A 20,728-nucleotide genomic window follows, 5' to 3' on the forward strand; every position below is an offset into this window, starting at 1 on the left:
TGATCAAGCATCAAATCAGTGTAAGAGGAACTGCTTTATGCAGAAAGGTATCGGCACGTGTTTTAACAACACCGTAAAAATCTATGGGGTGTTGTTAAGTTGTATGCGTATTTTTGATGTTGATGTGTAAATTCAATAAAACATTAATGATAGATGAAGTTTCCCTAATTAATCCGTTATTTATTTTTTTCTACCCGTTCACCGAACCCGGTGATCTCTTTCTATGTCTCTTAACAATAAAAGACGGCCATTCACAAATGCTCTGTATTAATCCGATTCTTTTCATAAGGCTGTTCTGGTGGTACTTCATATTCTAATTCAATATCAAATGAGGAATCCTGTAACGTGGGGTCTATTGAATTCACTTCTTCCTTTTCTTTTCCTACTATTTCTGCTTTACTATTTTTCTTATTCATATATGTACCTCCTATATATTATGTACATATAGGTTTACCAGGTAACCCTTTATGTATGCTTGTTTATAGCATGTCCTTTAATCTCCCGCTTCTCTTTACATAATCACTTATAATTAAATAAGTTAAAAATTTGCAGTATTCGGATCTATCTTCGATGTAGCTTTTTATTTTAGTTCTCTCTTATTCAAAGGACATAATCTCTTCTCTACCAAAATAACCTATAGTAAACAGGTTAATTTGGAGGGATCATATGAATAATACTCTTATCACTGCTGATATGATTACGAGATTTAATGAGCTCAGCAAGAAGAAAAAAGAGATTGAAATGGAAATGGAAAAACTGAAGGAAGTTTTTCATACGTATTTTGATCATCATGTAGGTGCAAATAATAAAGGTGAATTAATCGACAATGGTATAAAGCTTCAAAGGCAGATACGCAAATATGAAAAATACAGTACTGTACCAACTGTATATAAATTAGAAGAACTAAATATGAAGGAATTAATTAAAACAGTGAAAATCCCAGATGAAGAAAAGATGAATGCTGCTATTAAGCTTGGCTTCCTTAAGGAAGAGGATTTTGAAAGCTGCAAGCTAATCACTTACTCCAAGGCTATTTCAGTGAAAGAAGTATAACGGTCAGATATTAAGAAAAATGTGCGTTAGAAAGGTTAACAAGATTAGTGACAGATCTATATGAATCCTCTACACTTATAATAAACTTATGTTAATAAGGTGGAAGGATGATACAGTATGAGAATAGAGAATGAAAGGCAACTGGCTGAAATGATTATCCAATTGGATTTATTGCGTGATCAGCTCTATGAAGAGTTACAGAATAATTTTGGATCAAGAGGCCAGGATTTTCTACGTACTGTGCAAAATAGCCCATTACAGCATGATATATCCATGCATTATACAGTTGAGGATAGACGCGGTATCTCCCTTGCTTTATTGGAGATTATGTTCATTACTGCGAAACAAAAAAAGCAGATAGGATAAAACATAATTATTACTAAGACAATCCGTTATAGATCATAGATGTATTCATATGATAAGGGCATAGAAAATCCGCTATGCCCTTTTTGTTTATGATAAAATTTGCTGTTGCAGCCGCTCCAATTCTTCCTCGATTTTGACTAGTTCGATTCGATCAAATAAAGGTTTTACATGTGATAAATGTTTAAGCTATGAGTAAATTTCGCAGTATTTTAGTTATATCGCAATAGAAGCTAGGTTTGTCTTTCTTACTTTAATTAATCTACAAACGATTTATTAAGTATCGTTTTTTGATTAATCATCAGGAAGTTCCAGAAGAGGCAGTATACTGATGAAAATTAAAGGAATGAAGTGGAATTTCTATGAGGGGAACCGTACACACATTAATTCAATACAAGAGAGAACAATTAAACGGGGTCAAAGAAATTGTTAAAGTAACTCACCATTTGTTCATTAAAAACAACAATACATAAAGTCCTGGAAGAAACAGAGCACGCTTTTGTTTGTGAGGGTGTGCGTTTCCCGATATCCAAAACAATGTAGGGGTCATTAAGTCATCAACGATTTAAAATTTACCCAAAGATGTATCAAGAATAGAAAAACTCTATCACGAGGTTGAATTGGGGCAGCACCAAGGGGAATTGGAGAAGTTGCAAAGACATATGGAAGAACACCGAGCAGCTTTACAAAAATGCGTTAATTTATAAAAGTAAAAGAATAAAACCACACCATCTGAGATGTGGTTTTTTAATAGTATACTTCGTGATTATATTCCCTTTCCTCTCTCCAATTCGCGTCCTGTAGCTTCTTCAATAATGTCCAAAAATTCATTTTCGATATCCTTGAATTCTACTCCTGGTGAAAGAGAACATCTGATGATTGTGGTTGCGTCATCAGATTCAAAAAAATTAGATTTGTTCTCTTTCTGTGGAAATATGCCAAACACTCTCTTAATGGCTGGATTCGCATACTTCGTTTTACGGGTGGTGTTGTAGTAAAACGACCTCACATTTGAATAATTGACGAGTTGAGAATACACCTTATAGCCTTGGTTATTATCGCGATTACGAGTGTAAACGCCTAGAGTGCCCAGTTTGTCATAAGATCTATATTTGAAATCAGCTAAGACGCTCCCTTTAAACACTCCTTGGTCATAAATATCCATCCTAAAGTCCGGTCTGTTGCTCTTTTCCACAGTGATTAGTGGGTTATCGAATGTATCGGCTTTTTCGGGTGGTTTAGAAATAAACGAATCGTACCAAACATTCAATACGAGGCCCTCAGAATTTCTGAGAGTTATTTTCGTGTTTGGGTCTAAGAATGGATAAATCGAATCGTCATTATGATCAAATATCCAACCCGAGATTTCATTGAAATTTAAATATTTGTTGTTCTTAAGCATTAATAACAGTTTAATAAATCCCCAAATTTCATATAACTTTGATGTTTCTTTCCAATAGTAAATGTAGTGTTTGAAAGGGTTGATCGTAAACGTACTCCCTTTGTTTAATTGCAAATACAAAGAATATATGGTTCGATAATAGGGAAATCGCGTTAATTTCTCTTGATTATTCATATGTGCATCGACATTTTCAAACCAATTTTCCTCCAAAGCCAAAATAACATTGGCTTTTAGCTTCTTAAATTGTTCCAATCGTTCCTTTTCAATCACTAATTTTTTATCGATTATATCTGTTGGAGATTTATATCTTTTTTGCAATGCCAAGTCATTTTTTAAAGACACAATTTTCTTCTTCACATATTTTTCTACCAAGAAAATGCTGTCTAAAAATTCTTCTAACATCTTCTTTAAATTGCTGTTTATCGAAAGATTGTAGTCAATTATATAATCGTAGCTAGGAACCTTGTGGGTGGAAGTGTGTCTGCTCTGCTTTAATTGGGTCGTTTTCAGGTCGCTCCGCGTTGGCTGTCCTAACGATTTATACATATATTTTTTGGTTATTTTAAATCTAGGCTCTCGTAATATTAAATTGATGTTGTTAATCAAAGCCACTGAGTTTGAAATTAAGAAGTCGTATTTGCGGGTTATAGATTCATTGGTTGAATCATTTTCAAACCCAGCAAAATTTCTTCTAACTGCTGTTTCCTTAGCGAGGTCCACTAAGGTTCCTTCGATTTCTCCCCTCATTAAATTTAGTTGTTCTACGTGGATCCTTGAAGGGGTCACTTTCAAGAAAGCATAATACTCTTCATCGTGAACAGTGACTACCATTCTGTACACACCAGGTAAAAGACAGCTGAAATTAAGGTTATCCGTATTGAAATCAGATTCAAAATTTAAGTAGAGACCTCTGATTTCTTGCGAAGGATGAAAAAACACGGTTTCAGAATCTCTAAATGACTTTTCGGGCAACATATCCATTATTTCGATCCATAACTTAGCGTCCGGTTGGTTGCATTCAAATTTAACCCTTAAATCGCACAGTTCGGTGCAGGAGTAACTATACTCTTCAAGATTTTTTAAAGCTTCTTCTAAATCAGTTGAAAAACTAACAACCAAGTCTCCTACAGTGTTCTTATTCGAAAAAAAGAGCAAGTTAAATGGTATGCCCATACTCATCTAGCTCCTTAGCTAAATTGACTAGTTTTCTTTTTGCTGAATCAAAATCAGAAATACTTCGGTTGTTGTTTAACAATTTATAAAGATGCCCTTCTTCGTATTTTTCGTTTTGAATTTTACCAATCAGCGCTCCGAGCTGCTTTTGGGAACCCCTTAATTTCGGCAAAATCCTTTGTGTTAGTTGCAAATCGAATGCTTTGCTTCTAGGAAATTGCGGAGAGTTAGGGATATTCGCTATATACTCTTCAATTTGGTTAACAATCCTATATCCTACGCCAATTTGGTCTGTTGCTTCCTGCATTAAGCGGTTGATTTCCCACAAGATATCAATCTCTTCTGCAGTCAATACACTGTATTTATGGTTTTTCTGCATACTTTTTAGCTTAATGAAGGTTCTTAAAGGTTCCTCAGTCTCAACTTCCCCTTTAGGTGACTCTTTCTTTTCGTTAAGGGCAGTTGCAAGTTTTTCCCGTACATCTTTGTATGGGCATAGTCCAAGTGAAATCGTATTGGCTCTATCAAGCACCTTATCTGAAAATTGGAATGAAGATTCGTCGATGTTAACCGTACCCGCAAACAAAAGATTTTCACTAAGTTTAATTTCAGACGGATATACGTTTTGGTTATAAACACGCCCGTTTAAGTTACTGCTATATAAATTAATGTGTCTATCATCAGGCTCTCTCTCTAATACGGATAGGAACTGGGAAAAATAATGCTCCACCTTTGCTAAGTTCATTTCATCTAAACAAACGATGTAACATTCATCAGGGTTGTTGTTTGCCTCGATGATGAAATCAACTAACCCTGACTCCCCAGGTCTATATATGCCTTGAGAGCTGTCTAGGTAACCTAATAAATCCGTATCGTCCTGCCAAAATGGTCTTACAGGAACGAATAGCAACTTACTTTTATTGACGTTTGAATAATCGCTGCCCTTGCTGGAAAATTTATTAAGAGCTTCGTGATAGCACTGTACGATACGTGATTTCCCTGTTCCGCTCAATCCAGCTAAGATCACAAGGCTTTTGTTCTTCATAGCCGTATGGAAGTTATACAAATCTAAAGGTGTATAAAGTAGGTTTTTTGACAATGCAACCTCTTCGAACACTTTCAAAAATTCTAGTTCATTAATATCCTCGATTTTTGATTTGGCTTTTTGAGGACTTACTTTGCGTCCTTTTGATATCAAGGATTCTCTAATCTCATTATCCTTTTCGCCTGTAACAAACATTACTTTGCCTTTAGATAAGTAATACTCTCCTAGTTCCTTTAAACTGATTTCTCTATAATATGTATTCTCTTTATTCGTGATAAATTTAAATTGATATTCCTCCGAATACTCAATCCCTTCAATAGGACCGAACGTATATAACCTATCAAGTTTTGGCTCCGAAAATGGTTCCTTAGCAAGGCTAGATTTGTACTCACCTATCAAAACAAACGAAGGGTAGTCCTCGGATTCTTTAGATAGTGAAAAGTACGATTGGACGTATTCGTTGTTCGTTAACTTTTGGATAACATCTACTGTTTTTTTACCTGAATTAGTTCGAATAAAAGGGATTGGAAAATACGTATGATTGTTGTTTGATTCCCTTCTAACAACCTCTAAGTCGTATGCGTTATAAAAGGTTTGGTCATTTTCTTTATACTTAGCCTTAATTTTGAACATTAGATAATGTACATTTAAAAAATCGGTCAATTCCTTATATCTTTCTTCAGGTGTTAAGTCCTTATCGTCGGTAAACCCTAAGTTTTCTAACTCCCCTGAAAAACTGGTTACTCGCTTAGTTATATCATCTGTTATATTTTCTGGTGGATTAGAAATCACTTTGATTGGAAAGCGTATGATTGAATTCTCTTTCGTTAATAAGAAATGGTCCGTGTCCTGTAGTTTGCCAAGGAATTTTGTTTCAAACCATTTGGTTTCGGTCATAATAACCCTCCATTCTTCCAATGTACTGGTCAAAATTCTCTAGAGAGTCAATAAACAGTGCATTTCCTATTTCTCCAAAGTATTTAAAGATTTTTGAAGCAATTAATTTCGCTTCTTCTTTTTTGTTTAGGGTAAAAGAAAGCACGACTAACTTATGATAATTTTTATAGTCCTCTATCTCATCGATGCCTCCACTCGCATATTCATAATTTAAAAAATCTAAAGTCGTCACTTTAGAATCTATACATTTTCTATAAGAGTCATTTCCGTAAAACAAGAGCTTCAGTTTGCCTAGTTCTTCGTTTTCTATCTCGAACTGCCTCAATTCCTCTCTTAATTTCGTAAGTACATTCTCTAATCTTTGGTTTTCTTTTTTGGCTAATTTTAAATCTTTTTTTAAACCTTTGTTTTCGTGTTCTTGTGTTAAAACAGCTTTTCTTCTCTTCATCGCTATATCTTGTAATCTTTTATTCTCTTCTTCTAGTTTGGTGATAATGGATCGAAGATTTTTGACTAGTGATTCTTCTTCGTTAGTCTTCTCTTCTGTTTTTTTGAATGCTATGTTGTCATTTTGTGAATCCCCTAGATACTTTTCTAATAAGCTAACCTTATCCCCGAAAATCAACGCGAAAGCAACTTCTCCGATACTAGTATTCTCGATCTTTTCTGTTAGCATTTTTTCATCAATGGTAGATGTTAAAGCCCAAGAATAATCTCTATTTTTTTCTTTTGTATATGTCTCAGCGGCTTTTTTTAATAAAGTTATCAATTTTTCTTCAGATACTTCAGTAAGTATCCTTTTCATTGTCTTTGTCTTGGTAGGGCTTGATGGGCCGTTAATACGAAAGCCCTTAACGCGCAATTTGTTAATTCTGAATATGTCTTCTAGTTGTTTGCTATCAAGCTTATCTATTATCTTTAAAAAAAGCTCATACATCGCCATCCTCCTAACTCTGCCGCTTACTTAAATTATACTAGAAAAGTTATTTTTAATAAATTCAATATTAACAAACTATTCAGATAACTTATTATGCGGAGGTTTCAAATTCAGAGAAAGTGGTTTCATAAATATATAGAGTAGTTGCAAAGACATATAGAAGAACACCGAGCTGCCTTGCAAAAGTGTTATAGTTTATCAGGAGTGTAAAAACAAAAAACCATCATCTTAGTGATGAAGGTTTTTAAAATGAGACTTAACTTGGATATTGAGCAATAGTCAACTTAATTACTGTCTTGTTACAGTTGTGGCTGTTGATGATGATTTCACCGTTATCTATTTGAATGAAAAAGTCATTAAGATTTTCAATAATGAACTTTTCTTCTTAAGTTATTGGTTTTTCAGGCAACTTTGGTTCAGATGTAGGAAAATCATCTGTTACATCTTGCCACTCTACCTGAACATATGCTTCGTTCATTACAGGGGTGCTTGCTCCGGTAACTCGACCTTCGTTGATACATATAGAGTTTTCATTATCTACCCTTCTATGAAGTTCTCCTGAATCATCACAAGCAATTTTCACACCATATACTTATTCATAAGCAGCAATTAACGAGATCCGCGCTATCAATGCGTCCCTTGCGTCTTTGTACCATTTGCCGTTTATAATCATACTGTTGCCAATTGGGTCGCCTAAAGAAATTTGATATACTCGCTTCATTTCTCTCTTCTGTTAATTCATATTATAATATTAACAGAGTGTCCAAAGTTCAGCGGTTATATACTTCGTATAGCTGAATATATTCTTATGTTTGCGATTAACAAAACACGCATAAAAAGGTTTGTTCTAAGAGTAGTCTCTCACTTCATATACAAATACCTAGTAGTCTTTGATTTAAAAATGATGACAAATACTCCCGAATTTTGTTTATATGGAATACCATTTATTTATCTGAGTTCCTAAAACGAAAATGAGCATTTAATTGTCCCTTAATCATTTCATCCCGAATTTTTCTGCGTTGCATATCGTTTCTAATTTCTGCTGTTTGTACACCTTCTTCCATTTTTTCTGCAATCTTCATTAAGGTCTCTACATCTAGAAATGAGTATTTGCGAATTCCTTTAATTGATCTTTCGGCAAAAATCAATCCGCGTTCCTCGTAATAACGAATTTTCCGTTGGGAGATCCCTGTTAGTTCGCTGACAATGCCTATAGATATAACCTTCTTATCCTTATATGATGACATAGCTCCCTCCCCCCCTAAATAAGGCTATATGAATTGCTATATAGTTGATTATTACTTGTTTACAGTTAATCTCAAGGTGTTTGGGAGATGTTCTGACATATATTTTTTACAACTGCATAGATTATCAAGAATTTTTTAATAATGATTTTGGAATTTTCAGTATTTTTAACTCTATCTATGTGAGATAATATCAAGGTACATTTTACTATATTTAGGGGGATTGCAGGTGAGCCAGGAGACTTCATATAAAGATAAAAAAGTCATAACAATCGGTGTTGTCAAAGAATTAACTGGGTTATCGGAAAGGCAAATCCGTTATTACGAAGAACGTAAACTCATTTTTCCTGCTAGAAACAATGGCGGAAGTCGGAAATATTCTTTTACAGACATTGAATTATTAATGGATATAGCTGAAAAAATTGAAGACGGCATACAGACCTATGAGATCAGGCAAGAAATGCTTAGAGAAAAGAAAAAAGAAGATGCAGCTAAAACGCACAAAAAAATGATTCAAGGGCAATTAAATGCTCAATTTGGTGTTCAAAAATACAACTAGACCGGTTTATCTCCTTCTGCACATACACTTCCACTCCTTTCCATAAAAACCACGTTAGGTTTCCTTACATGGTTGTAGAATTCCAATCCCTGATGATGCGACAATACAGACAGTAAAGGAAAACTTACTTAGGAAGGTGTGGAATTATGGATACGATTTTTTTAATGAATAGCCTTTGGGTGATGGTGGGAGCAGTGTTAGTCATCTTGATGATTGGTGGCTTTATCCTGCTAGAGACTGGATCCACTCGAATGAAAAATGCTGGACATATCGCAGGTAAAACGATTCTTACATTCGGAATTTCTTCTATTGTCTTTTGGGCAATAGGCTTTGGATTCATATTTGGGGATGGAGCTGGTTTAAGTAAATTCATTGGTTTATCTGACTTCTTTTACTCTGGGTATGATCTCGATGGTGTTGGTTTATCTGGAGCCGTATTCTTTTTATTCCAAACAGCCTTTGCCGGAATATCGATAACTATTGCTTTTGGGGGATTTGCAGAACGAGCGAAAATGGGTGTATATGTACTCTTCGCCGTTTTATTCTCTACCCTTGTTTACCCTCCTATCGCTCACTGGATTTGGGGCGGTGGCTGGTTAGCTGATCATGGTAAACAAGATTTTGCCGGTTCCACTGTTGTTCACTTAACTGGTGCCATGGCAGCTTTGGCAGCTACGATCCTTTTGAAACCGCGTATCGGTAAATTTAATAAAGATGGCTCAGCTAATAACTTATATGGACATAACCAAGTATACACAGCATTAAGTGTTTTATTGCTTTGGGTTGGATGGTTCGGTTTCAATGCCGGCAGTACGGTAGCAGTGGATGCAGGATTCTTTGGATTTGTTGCAGTTAATACGAATCTTGCCGCGGCTGCCGGAACGATAGCTGCGATGATTATTTCTTGGATTGTCATGGGGAAAGCAGATGTATCCATGATGTTAAATGGAGCATTAGCCGGTCTGGTTGCCATTACGGCATCCTGTGCATTCGTTGAAGCATGGGCATCCGTAGTCATTGGATTTGTTGCTGGAATCCTAGTATTTTATAGTATCCGTTTCTTTGAAGCTCGAAAAATTGATGATCCAATCTATGCTCTCTCCGTTCATGGAGCTGCTGGGATATGGGGCACCTTATCCACTGGCTTTTTTGCTACAAAAGAGCTGGCCACTGTCGGAAAAGCTGGTTTATTTTACGGCGGCGGCTTTAGCCAATTAGGTGTTCAAGCTTTGGGTGTCGTTGTATGCGGAGGATTTGCTTTTCTGGTATCCTATATTCTTTTGTTAGGTATGAAAAAAGTAATGGGCGGCCTTCGAGTTACGGAGGAAGAAGAAATTATGGGATTGGATATGAGTGAGCATGGCGCATATGGTTACCCTGAATTACTTAAAAATGAAACAACTGATAAATCTATCATGTAAATGGTATCCCCTGAACTGTGCTTAGTTCAGGGGATCATTTCCATTAAGGAGCGTCTGAATGGAAACCGAGAATCAGGACTATTCAAAAATATGGGCTTATCGAAAACAGCAATTTAATTCAATGACCTTAAGCCCTGATGAACTGAATTTGCTTCATGACGAGATCATAAGGCAGACCATCACGATAGCTTTTAATAAGACAACCCAAATATTTGGGTCTCCTCCCTCCCCTTTTTGCTTTTTTGTTATGGGAAGTGCCGGTCGAAAAGAACAAGGCATCTGGAGCGATCAGGACCATGGGATCATTTTTGAACATAACCATCCCGAAGTGCGAAATTATTTCTTAACGCTGGGGAAAGAAATATCCGAGGGGTTAATGCAAGTTGGATATAGCCTTTGTGAAGGTAAAGTGATGGCAAGTAATCCTTTCTGGTGCAGATCATACGATCAGTGGATGCAACAATTAAATGATTGGATAGATGATGCTTCATGGGAATCTATCCGTTATTTGCTTACTTTTATGGATAGTCGAGCATTTCTGGGCGAGGAAAGGTTTATACGGCAATTAAAGCCGTATTCTTATCAACTAATTGATGAAAGACATTTATTAACCCGTATCCTGGATAATACGATGCATATAAAAAAAACGATTGGTGTATTCGGACAACTACTTTTAGAAACTCACGGCCCATATTCTAGCTGTTTAAATATAAAGGAATCTGCTATATACCCATATGTGAATGCCGGAAGAATTCTCGCAATCAATGAAAAATTAAATGCAACCACCACTATCGATAGGCTTAAAGGTGTACCGGATTCTGTTCTACCAAAACAAAATCGAGAAAAATATGCTAATCAGTTTGCCAAACTACAAACATATCGGCTGGTCTATGGAATTCATACAGACTATGAATCCGGACATTACTTGGCTGTGAATAAGCTATCGAAAGTAGAAAAGAAAAATGTTAAGGACATAATCAAGGATGGGATTCAACTGACTGAATATGTGAAAATGCTTGCGGCAAAGGGTGATCAGAATGGGAATGAATGATTTTATCGAATTTTTCAGAGGAATGAGCGGTAAGATCAGTTCGAACGTACTCGCCGGTGTACAGGGGCAAGCAACTCCGCAAAATATCTCTTTTATGCGACAGCTAGAAAAGGAAGCGCGTAAAAAGGACGATCTAAATTGTCCTCTTGATCAGCTTGATGTGGTTGTGTTTGACATCGAAACAACAGGATTTTTCCCTGACAAAGGTGATCAGATGATCTCTATAGGTGCTGTGAAAATGCATGGATGTGAGATATTAACTGAAGAAAGCTTCTATTCACTGATTAAGACGGACATCCCTTTATCTCCTGAAATTACTTCTCTAACGAATATTACAGGTAAAGAACTTCAAGCCGCTCCGGAGAGTTCAGATGTCCTGATGAATTTCTTTAAATTTGTCTCGACTAAAAGTCTGGTTGCCCATCATTCTCAGCATGAGCAAAGCTTTATGCACAAGTTCACTTGGGACGTGACTCGAACAAAATTCCAGCATAGAATCCTTGATACTTCTTTCTTAACACAACTATTTAATCCCGTCAGCAGCTCAAATGCCTTAGAAGACTTATGTGCTGGATGCGGGATAGAAATCAAAAATAGACATCACGCATTGGGAGATGCCTTCATGACGGCCCGCTTATGGGGCTATTATCTATCAAAAGCCCAGGAAGCAGGTTTTAAAAACCTTAGTGAAATATATAATCACATAGCCAGGTATAGGTAAGGACCATATATCTTTTAATAATCCATTAAGACTATTAAGTAAAATAAATTGAGTGTAATAACTACAAAGAGGGGGTTCTTAACCCCCTCTTGTATATATTTAAATCCCATATTTACCACGGTCGTAGTAATACTGTCTATCAATCATACCTTTCAATCTAAACAGATCAATCCATAGAATGATAGAAAATGTACACATAACCGCTAACCAATACCAAAAGATATAATGGATACGTTCATGTATATACATTCTATGAGCTCCAATGGTTCCGAGAAGAAACCATAGTAGTAACGCGATTCCAAATGATTTTCTTTGTGCTCTCAAAATAAGTCCTTCTTTCTCTATATTATGTATAATATCAAGTATTCATAGCCTTCGCCCATCATTATGAAAGAAGCAAACAGCTATGTCTACCTGCTAAATTTAACAATTATACATAATACTAGAAGGAGTAACCACTTTTACAGTACGCATCTGAAAACAACCAGTTCTCAATGCTAATTATCTTATCAGCAAGTTTTCATAAACCTCATCTGATTCGTACGAACACTGAATTGCCTTAGTTACTGATTAATAGCTTTTTTTGATTTTTTAAGATCTTCATAGATTGTCTTAAAAACATAGCCCGCTACGGCTAAATCATCCACTTGGCCGAAACCGATAATAAAGTCAGGTATTACGTCTGTAGGTAATACTAAATATAATCCGGCAGCAGCGATAGCAAATTTTGATTTCTTCGATAATTTTTTTAGCATAGGATTACCTCCATTTTTATTTTAGCTTTTATTTAAACCTAGTCCACGGACGATCGGTTTTACCAGCGTATCCAACGGATTAATAATCTCAAGACCTGTTTGTTTAGCACCATCATACATAGATAGTTGACCAACTGATAGGATATCTTGAGATTTTTGACGATATAACGTAATATCTTCCGCTATTTTTTCGTTATATTGTTCGGTCATCCCCTTCATCATTAAATCAAATGTACCTTCTATAACGATAACATTAATAGGTAATGTCTTTCCCTTTATAGCGGCATATTGATGAAGTCGGTCCATCGTTCCCTTTACAGTTCCTGGATTCGAAAAGAATATAGTCTGTGGTTCAGTAACCCCGCAGATTGCTTCAAAAAAAGGCTCGTCTATTTTAAATATTGGCAGTTTGGATGTTACATGTTCTTCCTGTAACAGAGCAATATAATTTGTACATGTCAGAAGAATCCCATCTACCTGACAGCTCTCCATCCAGTTTATTTGTTCTGCAATTTTCATACCAGCTTGTTCTTTTTGAAAAGATAAATCATGAGTTAAACGACTCATTAAACCTGGATCCACAAAGTGTATAAGGTCTACCTCATAGGGTGAGAATGCCTCGTCAATATAATGAATATTTGAATGATGTGCATGCATACACGCCAATCGTTTTCCCAAAATAATTCACCTCTATTAAGTTTATAATAGTTTACCAGCTATACTTTTCACTGTCTATTTCCTTCTATTACCTTATACGTATAGCTTTAAATTTTGTTTCACCCTACCATATATTGTATAGTTATATCGTACACGATATAAAGGGAGGAATACGATGAAAAGTGTTTACGATTTTGAAGTAAAAAAGACAAACGGCAAATTGCAATCTTTAAAAGAATATGAAGGCAAGCCTCTCCTTATCGTTAATACAGCCAGTAAATGTGGGCTGGCGCCTCAATTTAAAGGACTTCAGGAGTTATATAAAAAATTTAACAGCCAAGGCTTTGAGGTATTAGGATTCCCATGCGACCAATTTAATAGTCAGGAATATGATGATATAAATAAAACCACCGAGTTTTGCCAAATAAACTATGGAGTTACATTCCTGATTTTTGCGAAAATCGATGTAAATGGTGATCATGCTGACCCGCTTTTTCAGTATTTAACGACTGAACAGAAAGGTCTCCTTAGCAAAAAAATCAAATGGAATTTCACTAAATTTTTAATTGATAAAAAAGGTCAAGTTGTCGAGCGTTATGCTCCAACCACCGCTCCCGAAAAAATTAAAAAAGATATAGAAGAAGAATTGGAAAAGTGATAGGTTATGGAGAAGGATGTTGCATTAAACAAACAGTTATGCTTTGTTTTATACGAAACTACCAATGAATTTACGAGGCTATATTCTAATGTTTTAAAGCCATTTGGCTTAACGTATCCGCAATACTTAGTTTTATTGAGCTTATGGGAGCAAGATCAAGTTCCAATGAAAGAGCTTGGGCAAAAGCTGAATATGGGAACTGGGACGTTAAATCCCATTATTTCAAGGATGCAGCAAAGCGGATGGCTAATAAAAGAACGGTCTAAGACGGACGAACGCATGATGCTGATCTCTCTGCAAGAAAAAGCATATAAGCAAAAAAATAATATCATTGATTCCATTAAGTCGAAAATTGAGGAATGTGGATTAGAAATCGAGGAGTATCAAGCATTGATGGAATACGTAAATAAACTCAATGCAAAGTTAAAAAGTCTTTAAGCTAAAAAAAAGCTGTCTCAATGAGACAGCTTTTTTAATATTACTCTTAAAGATTATCAGTATCAATCTTATTTTTTTGATATGGCTTTGCAGTTAAACGGTCTGTATCTTCGTCTGTTAACGAAGAATCCTGTACAGAGGTACCCTCCATACGAGTAGTTGTATTATGATCATTTACAAATGGATTACCATCCTTGTCAACCTGAACATCTTCTTTTTTAACGGTATCTTGAACGGTTTTGGTATCTGTAACTTTTTCTTTACCGATCACAATCTCATCAGTTACAACTGGCTTTTTGGTCACTTCTATTTTTTCCTCTGTTACAGGGATACGAATTTCTTCATTGTCAGTGATAGCACCCAATTGATCTGTCGTATCACGATCTGTTACTTTACGTCGCTCAATATAAACTTCTTCATGGTCCACTGGTACTTCAACTTCTTTTTGTGTTTCCGTTACTTTTTTATTAACAATTACTTCTCCAGTTTTCACTTCATTTTTATCAACGTTTAATCGTTCTTCGCGAAGTTTAATTCTTCTTTCTTCGTCAGTTAGTGTATCATCATTCGCCAAACGATCAGTTGTATTAAGAGCGGCAGAAGCATTTGCTCCTACATGCACATCTTCAGTACGATCCATGTCGATTGTATCTCCAAGCTGTGCATCCTGATTAACAAGAACTAAAACTTTTCCGTTGTTCACTTCCTCTGCATAGCGTGCACTTTCTTCAGAAGTAAAACCATAGTCCGTTCTCATTGTTTCTTCAACTGGATTATTGGTATCCAATGTAAAGAATTTTGCTACTTTATCCATAAAGGAATCTTCATCATTTGATACTGTTTTAACATCTTTATCTATCGTGTAATTTCCCATCAAATCTAATTTATCTGCATTATCTGCGACTACAGTAATATCAGAACCATCATACCCTTTTGCTTTCAAACTATTAATAGCCTGTACGACTTCTGCACTTTGTGTGTAAACTCCATAAACTGTTTTATTCATGTTATATTCCTCCTAGCAATTTTTGTTCGGATAATATTTGCTTCACAGTTAAAATATACCCACACTGGAAATCAATAAACAATAAAGTGAGAATCAACACCCTGATTATGTCAAGTGTTTTTTTGCATATATGGTAGGTTCTCGTTTTTATTTTTTTAAAATTTTTTTATTATCTTTGTCTTTTTAGGGGAATCGGGCAAATAAACACCCGTTCTCAATCCTTAATTCTCATAAAGTAAACAGGATATTTATGTTAAAATAAACGAAGAAGAGTGTGAAGAATATTTCGGAGGTGAATGAATGTGGAGACTTTAGCAGTCTTAATCATTGGTATTTTTATTATGTTTATTGGTTTTTTAGTATTAAGGAATAAAGCCCTCTTCTTAGTGAATCTTGTTTTGTGGAACGGTGTTTCAGGTGACGAAGAATTGTTATCTCGTATTTTTGGGACAATTTTATTAGTGGTTGGCTTAATCGTGACCCTTCTACCCATTTTCTTGTCTTAAATTACTCATTTTCATACACCTCGTAACCAATAAATCTTCTAAAAAAAGAGAGCCTAATTGGCTCTCCTCTCATCCTTTTAAAACATTATTAGCAAATATTTGATCAACGATATCCATGACTTCAATAGAATCATGCCAAGTCATTTGTGGACTCTCAAGCACACCTTCTTGAAGGCATCGGCCTACTTCACGGATTTGATATTCAAATCCAGTTAATTCGAAAGGTTCTTCAATCGTCCATTCTTTATTTGGGGTGGTGATTGTTGCGGACTGGGCATTTGAAAAATACGGTATATAAATACTGCCGTCTGTGCCTAATAGACTTGCATCTTTTCGTGTATTTGCCCTTATCGTACAGTAAATTTGAGCAAACGATCCATTGTCATAGCTTAATTGAATAGTCCCATTTTCATCTACATCTGTTACTCCATATTGTAATGAGCTTTGAATCGATTTTGGTTTATTTCCAAGTAAATAAGCGCAATATGAGATAGGATAAATCCCGATATCTAATAATGCTCCTCCGCCAAGTTCTCGGTTAAATATGCGCCCCTTCGGATCAAATTCCCCTTTAAAACCGAGTTCCGCTCTCATGAAAGTAGGCTCTCCAATGACACCTTCCTTGACGAGGTTTCTTATTTCTTTATTAATTGGCATAAAGCGCGATTTCATCGCTTCCATAAAGAAGACCTTATTCTCTTTAGCAGCATGGATGACTTCTTGAACTTCTTCTTTATTCATTGTAACAGGCTTTTCACAAAGCACGGCTTTTCCATGGTTTAAACAACGAATCGCATTTTCTTTATGAAATGGGTGTGGAACAGCGATATAAATAGCATCAATTTGTTCATCCTGTATTAGCTCATCATATGTACCATAACAAAATTTTTCTTCAACCTCGTATTTTCGGCCAAATTCGAGCGCGTGATCCTTCGTCCTGGAGGCGACTGCTTTTAAAGTAACGCCATCCATTGCTTTCACCGTTTTCGCAAAACGTTCTGCTATGTTACCAAGTCCAATAATACCCCACTGAATTGTTTTCATAGAATCCCTCAATTTCATTTATTTAATTTATAGAATATTTACATTCATTATAATATAAATGAATCATAGATGAGATAATTAGTAGTGGAAAGACCCAAAATAAAATAGCACACCAATCATGATGTACTATTTTATCCTATATTTTATATAGCCAACGCAGCTGTTATTTATTAAATTTATGACTCTTTGTCGCCATTTATAAGCTCGATTGCTTCATTTTCACTGGTCAGTGGTCTGTAGCAAACAAAATTTTCACATACATAATAGGTTTCCTGATCATTGACCTTGGAATAACCTGCCGCAAAATCAGCAACACCAGTAAATAAAGAGGAATCCTCGTTTGCCAGATAAGTTAAGTTTGGATGAAACTCCTTGTGCAAATGTGTGATAACGTTATTCTCTGAATCCGTACTTCCCAATACAACGACTTCCTTCATTTTCATTTGGGTTGTCATATAAGCCATTAACATATAAGTATGACCCATTGGATAGTGAATCACATCATCGCCAAATGCGTCAAAAACGTTCTGTACCTTATCCTCCAATGAAAACTCACCAGTTAAACGAGCCAGCCTTAGCATTTGTAAGGTTGCGACACTATTCCCGGATGGTAATGCTCCATCATATACATCTTTTGGACGGATCAGCAATTCCTCATTATCCTCTCCATAAAAATAGAATCCACCATTTTCCCCATCCCAAAATAATTCGATCATTTGATGCGTAAGTGTTTTTGCTTTTTTGAGATAGGATAAATCAAATGTCGTTTCATAGAGTTCAATGTAAGCCCAAAGAAGATACGCATAGTCATCAATAAATCCTTCCTGCTTAACCTCACCATCTCTGTATCGGACCATGACTCTTCCATCCACGATTAAATTCTGTTCAATAAATTGGATAGCACTTTTTGCTGCAACCAGTGCTTCCTGATGATTGTAAACTCTACCAGCTTTGGCTAGAGCGGCAATCATTAATCCGTTCCAGGAAGTCAATATTTTGTCATCCTTATGCGGATGAACCCGCTCCTCGCGAACATTAAATAAGACTTTCCTTGCTTCCTCCAATTGTTTACGAACTTCTGCTGCGTCTAAATCATTATGAGCAGCAAATGAGTCAATTGGTTCACGAATTAGATTCGGAATATTTTCACCTTCAAAGTTTCCTTCAGGGGTTATATCATAAACAGCACAATATAATTCTGCTACGTCTTCATCGAGGTGATCAAAGATTTCAAAGTAGTCCCATATATAGAACTTTCCTTCGACACCCTCTGAATCTGCATCCTCTGCTGAGTAAAACCCGCCTTCAGGATGTCGCATGTCCCGTAAAACATATTCGATGATTTGTTCAGAAATCACTTTATGCGAATTTTCTCCGTTAACTTGAAAGGCTTCTGTATATGCCATTAAGAGCATGGCATTATCATAAAGCATCTTTTCAAAATGTGGGACTAAGTATAATTCATCAGTGGAATAGCGAGAAAACCCGTATCCAATATGATCATAAATCCCACCTCTTGATAGCCCTTCTAATGTCTTTAACACCATTTTCAATGCTTCTTGATCCTTCGTCATATGATAGTAACGCAGCAGGAACATTAAATTATGTGGAGTAGGAAACTTTGGAGCCGAGCCAAATCCGCCGTACTGTTCATCAAATACCCTCTTAAATTGTTGAACAGCTGCATTGATTACAGTCATCGTTAATTTCTCACTCGATGTCACCTGTTTCATTGGCATAATTGCATCTTTAATCCGCTCACCCGTCATTTCGATTTTATGCGGCTCATTAATATACGTATCGTATAACTGAGTAATCACATCTATTATTCCAGGACGGCCATACCGGCTATGCTTAGGGAAATAGGTTCCTGCATAAAAGGGGACCTGATCAGGTGTTAAAAACACATTAAGCGGCCAACCGCCTTGTCCCGTCATCACCTGGCACACGGACATATAAATCGAATCCAAATCAGGACGTTCTTCCCGATCTACCTTTATGGAAACAAACCGCTCATTTATAACCGACGCCACTTCTTCATCTTCAAAGCTTTCCCTCTCCATCACATGACACCAATGGCAGGTGGAATACCCAATACTCACAAACACAGGCTTATTCTCCTGTTTCGCTTTTTCAAATGCCTCAGGTCCCCATGGATACCAGTCAACAGGGTTATAAGCATGCTGTAAAAGGTATGGAGATTTCTCATTTATCAGTCTATTTGCCTTATGTTTCTCACTCATTTAATAATTACTCCTTTACAAATCAGGATTTTTTCATTTACAGAAACTTTTATCTTTCATCTTCACACGTTATGGATGTAAATATATCCTCTTTATACAATACACATCATTCATTAGTATAAACTTAATTGGATTATTTATTGATTTTTATTGTTTCATAAATGAAAGAGGTATCCTTTTTGGGTACCTCTATTTTTCTTCTATAGTCTTCTATAGCTTCTTTTATAAAGAAGCTCAAAAGCTCCTACATCTCAGCCTTCAAGCTTCCCTCCTTTATCTATACAGCAAATATTTAGATCTTAGTTTCATGAAGTCTTTCAAATCCTTTTCCCATTTCTGCTTGATTTGTTTTACGGATTTACCTGCTTCGATATCATCGCGAATCCAGCCGTTGCCGATAAGCAAGTCGAAATAGGAAATTCCTTTGCTGTCCTCTGTACGGAATTCGAAATCATCCGGATACATGTCATGAATGGTCTTAACGATATGAAGACCTGCCTCAAGAGGCACGAAATCATTATAGTCTGTTATATGAACCTGAACACCATGGGATAGGATTCCACTATGCTTCGAGAATGTCGGCGTGAACGAAGCTGCTCGGAATTGAACACCTTTTAAGTTTAGCTTGTTTAGCTCCTTTGCTAGCTCTGTTCCATTTATGAATGGGGCTCCGAGCAATTCAAAAGGTTTCGTTGTTCCGCGCCCTTCGGATAAATTCGTGCCTTCAATTAATCCTGTACCCGGGTATACATAAGCTGTGTCGAGTGTCGGCATGTTTGGGGATGGAAGGACCCATTCTAGTCCTGTATCTTCATAATTCATATGACGCTTCCAATTTTTCATTTTTACAACGGTTAAATCCGCCCCAATGCCAAATTCCTTGTTAAATAGTTTCGCGAGTTCTCCAACAGTCATCCCATGTCTGAGTGGGATTTCGTATTGCCCGATAAACGAAGCATATTCGGGTGCTTCAAGAATCGGTCCTTCCACCTTCAGTCCTCCTAGGGGATTCGGGCGATCAAGTACGATGAATGGGATTCCTTGTTCCTTTGCTGCTTCCATCGCTAATGCCATTGTGTAAATATACGTATAGAAGCGTGCGCCTACATCCTGAATATCAAATACAAGTACATCAATATCTTTTAACATTTCCGGTGTTGGTTTACGGGTTTTGCCGTAAAGGCTGTATACAGGAAGACCAGTAGTTTCATCAATGTAGAAATCAACATAGCTGCCGGCCTGCGCGTCTCCTCTAACTCCATGTTCCGGGCCATATAAAGCGGTGAGATTGATGTCCTCATCCTCATAGAAACGGTCAACAATGCTGTTAAGCTCTTGATCTACACCGGTCGGATTTGTGATGAGACCTACCCTTTCACCTTCCAGCAATTCTTTTTTATCACTTATAATAACGTCGACGCCTAGTTCTAAATCCTTCTTTTTATGCTTGTCCTTTTGACCTGCTTGGGCGAAAGAAATCGTTGATAAAATCAGAATCAGTGTGAATAGGACAGCGAAACCTCTCTTCTGCATATAAAGCCTCCTTAGTTATCAA

Annotated in this window: 22 protein-coding genes; 9 read left to right on the forward strand and 13 right to left on the reverse strand. The window is 36.3% G+C overall.

Annotation, left to right across the window (positions count from 1 at the left end):
* Window positions 1-251 precede the first annotated feature (251 nt).
* On the reverse strand, window positions 252-416 hold the full coding sequence (locus AC4BHP_RS15450) for a hypothetical protein (RefSeq protein ID WP_175354257.1): 165 nt from the start codon (window positions 414-416) through the stop codon (window positions 252-254).
* Between the two features lie 250 nt (window positions 417-666).
* Here AC4BHP_RS15450 and AC4BHP_RS15455 point away from each other — a divergent pair, with 250 nt between their 5' ends.
* Window positions 667-1,053: a hypothetical protein gene (locus AC4BHP_RS15455; protein WP_490553256.1), complete on the forward strand. Its 387-nt coding sequence runs from the start codon at window positions 667-669 to the stop codon at window positions 1,051-1,053.
* Window positions 1,054-1,170: 117 nt separating this feature from the next.
* A complete protein-coding gene (locus AC4BHP_RS15460; RefSeq protein ID WP_148629711.1) occupies window positions 1,171-1,419 on the forward strand; it encodes a hypothetical protein in 249 nt (82 codons plus the stop codon).
* 763 nt (window positions 1,420-2,182) lie between these two features.
* Here AC4BHP_RS15460 and AC4BHP_RS15465 read toward each other — a convergent pair.
* From AC4BHP_RS15465 to AC4BHP_RS15485, 5 genes are all read right to left on the reverse strand, one after another.
* Window positions 2,183-3,991: a nuclease domain-containing protein gene (locus AC4BHP_RS15465; protein ID WP_066103820.1), complete on the reverse strand. Its 1,809-nt coding sequence runs from the start codon at window positions 3,989-3,991 to the stop codon at window positions 2,183-2,185.
* The gene (locus AC4BHP_RS15470) at window positions 3,975-5,933 is read right to left on the reverse strand and encodes an McrB family protein (RefSeq protein WP_490553258.1); all 1,959 of its coding nucleotides are present in this window, start codon (window positions 5,931-5,933) and stop codon (window positions 3,975-3,977) included. Before AC4BHP_RS15470 ends, AC4BHP_RS15465 begins: the two co-directional genes overlap by 17 nt.
* Window positions 5,911-6,876: a hypothetical protein gene (locus AC4BHP_RS15475; protein ID WP_139891938.1), complete on the reverse strand. Its 966-nt coding sequence runs from the start codon at window positions 6,874-6,876 to the stop codon at window positions 5,911-5,913. The genes AC4BHP_RS15470 and AC4BHP_RS15475 overlap by 23 nt, the downstream gene beginning before the upstream one ends.
* A 586-nt stretch (window positions 6,877-7,462) precedes the next feature.
* Window positions 7,463-7,591, reverse strand: a complete 129-nt coding sequence (locus AC4BHP_RS15480) for a hypothetical protein (protein WP_257469042.1) — start codon at window positions 7,589-7,591, stop codon at window positions 7,463-7,465.
* 223 nt (window positions 7,592-7,814) lie between these two features.
* Window positions 7,815-8,117 carry a MerR family transcriptional regulator gene (locus AC4BHP_RS15485; RefSeq protein ID WP_490553261.1) on the reverse strand — a complete coding sequence of 101 codons (303 nt, stop codon included), beginning with the start codon at window positions 8,115-8,117 and terminating at the stop codon, window positions 7,815-7,817.
* Between the two features lie 226 nt (window positions 8,118-8,343).
* On the opposite strand from AC4BHP_RS15485, the gene AC4BHP_RS15490 reads away from it, so the two are divergent.
* The 4 genes from AC4BHP_RS15490 to AC4BHP_RS15505 all read left to right on the forward strand — a co-directional run bounded on the left by AC4BHP_RS15490 (window position 8,344) and on the right by AC4BHP_RS15505 (window position 11,866).
* The gene (locus tag AC4BHP_RS15490) at window positions 8,344-8,673 is read left to right on the forward strand and encodes a MerR family transcriptional regulator (protein WP_066103828.1); all 330 of its coding nucleotides are present in this window, start codon (window positions 8,344-8,346) and stop codon (window positions 8,671-8,673) included.
* Between the two features lie 146 nt (window positions 8,674-8,819).
* Window positions 8,820-10,094 (forward strand): ammonium transporter, encoded by a 1,275-nt coding sequence (locus AC4BHP_RS15495; protein ID WP_490553263.1) that lies wholly within the window; start codon window positions 8,820-8,822, stop codon window positions 10,092-10,094.
* A gap of 58 nt (window positions 10,095-10,152) precedes the next feature.
* The gene (locus AC4BHP_RS15500; RefSeq protein ID WP_490553265.1) at window positions 10,153-11,145 is read left to right on the forward strand and encodes a DUF294 nucleotidyltransferase-like domain-containing protein; all 993 of its coding nucleotides are present in this window, start codon (window positions 10,153-10,155) and stop codon (window positions 11,143-11,145) included.
* Complete coding sequence (locus tag AC4BHP_RS15505; protein WP_066103835.1) at window positions 11,132-11,866, forward strand: exonuclease domain-containing protein; 735 nt, start codon at window positions 11,132-11,134, stop codon at window positions 11,864-11,866. The genes AC4BHP_RS15500 and AC4BHP_RS15505 overlap by 14 nt, the downstream gene beginning before the upstream one ends.
* 99 nt (window positions 11,867-11,965) lie before the next feature.
* On the opposite strand, the gene AC4BHP_RS15510 is transcribed toward AC4BHP_RS15505, so the two are convergent.
* From AC4BHP_RS15510 to AC4BHP_RS15520, 3 genes are all read right to left on the reverse strand, one after another.
* Window positions 11,966-12,190, reverse strand: a complete 225-nt coding sequence (locus AC4BHP_RS15510) for an NINE protein (RefSeq protein WP_490553267.1) — start codon at window positions 12,188-12,190, stop codon at window positions 11,966-11,968.
* A gap of 239 nt (window positions 12,191-12,429) precedes the next feature.
* Window positions 12,430-12,621, reverse strand: coding sequence for a YkvA family protein (locus tag AC4BHP_RS15515; RefSeq protein ID WP_066103840.1), 192 nt, complete (start codon window positions 12,619-12,621; stop codon window positions 12,430-12,432).
* A gap of 21 nt (window positions 12,622-12,642) precedes the next feature.
* On the reverse strand, window positions 12,643-13,299 hold the full coding sequence (locus AC4BHP_RS15520) for a hypothetical protein (protein WP_148629703.1): 657 nt from the start codon (window positions 13,297-13,299) through the stop codon (window positions 12,643-12,645).
* Between the two features lie 154 nt (window positions 13,300-13,453).
* On the opposite strand from AC4BHP_RS15520, the gene AC4BHP_RS15525 reads away from it, so the two are divergent.
* Window positions 13,454-13,936 carry a glutathione peroxidase gene (locus AC4BHP_RS15525; protein ID WP_490553270.1) on the forward strand — a complete coding sequence of 161 codons (483 nt, stop codon included), beginning with the start codon at window positions 13,454-13,456 and terminating at the stop codon, window positions 13,934-13,936.
* 6 nt (window positions 13,937-13,942) lie between these two features.
* Window positions 13,943-14,374, forward strand: a complete 432-nt coding sequence (locus tag AC4BHP_RS15530) for a MarR family winged helix-turn-helix transcriptional regulator (RefSeq protein WP_139891943.1) — start codon at window positions 13,943-13,945, stop codon at window positions 14,372-14,374.
* A 46-nt stretch (window positions 14,375-14,420) separates the two neighbouring features.
* Here the strand turns inward: AC4BHP_RS15530 and AC4BHP_RS15535 are convergent, their stop codons facing one another.
* Window positions 14,421-15,380 (reverse strand): YsnF/AvaK domain-containing protein, encoded by a 960-nt coding sequence (locus AC4BHP_RS15535; RefSeq protein ID WP_490553272.1) that lies wholly within the window; start codon window positions 15,378-15,380, stop codon window positions 14,421-14,423.
* 302 nt (window positions 15,381-15,682) lie between these two features.
* On the opposite strand from AC4BHP_RS15535, the gene AC4BHP_RS15540 reads away from it, so the two are divergent.
* Window positions 15,683-15,886, forward strand: coding sequence for a hypothetical protein (locus AC4BHP_RS15540; protein WP_066103850.1), 204 nt, complete (start codon window positions 15,683-15,685; stop codon window positions 15,884-15,886).
* Between the two features lie 69 nt (window positions 15,887-15,955).
* Here AC4BHP_RS15540 and AC4BHP_RS15545 read toward each other — a convergent pair whose 3' ends face one another.
* The 3 genes from AC4BHP_RS15545 to AC4BHP_RS15555 form a co-directional block, all read right to left on the reverse strand.
* Complete coding sequence (locus tag AC4BHP_RS15545) at window positions 15,956-16,930, reverse strand: Gfo/Idh/MocA family protein (protein WP_066103852.1); 975 nt, start codon at window positions 16,928-16,930, stop codon at window positions 15,956-15,958.
* A gap of 176 nt (window positions 16,931-17,106) precedes the next feature.
* Entirely contained in the window at window positions 17,107-19,173 is a 2,067-nt protein-coding gene (locus AC4BHP_RS15550) for a thioredoxin domain-containing protein (RefSeq protein WP_490553275.1), read from the reverse strand.
* A gap of 273 nt (window positions 19,174-19,446) precedes the next feature.
* Window positions 19,447-20,706 carry an exo-beta-N-acetylmuramidase NamZ family protein gene (locus AC4BHP_RS15555; RefSeq protein ID WP_066103855.1) on the reverse strand — a complete coding sequence of 420 codons (1,260 nt, stop codon included), beginning with the start codon at window positions 20,704-20,706 and terminating at the stop codon, window positions 19,447-19,449.
* Window positions 20,707-20,728: the final 22 nt, after the last annotated feature.

It is taken from the genome of Pradoshia sp. Z4_20 (genome assembly GCF_058216035.1).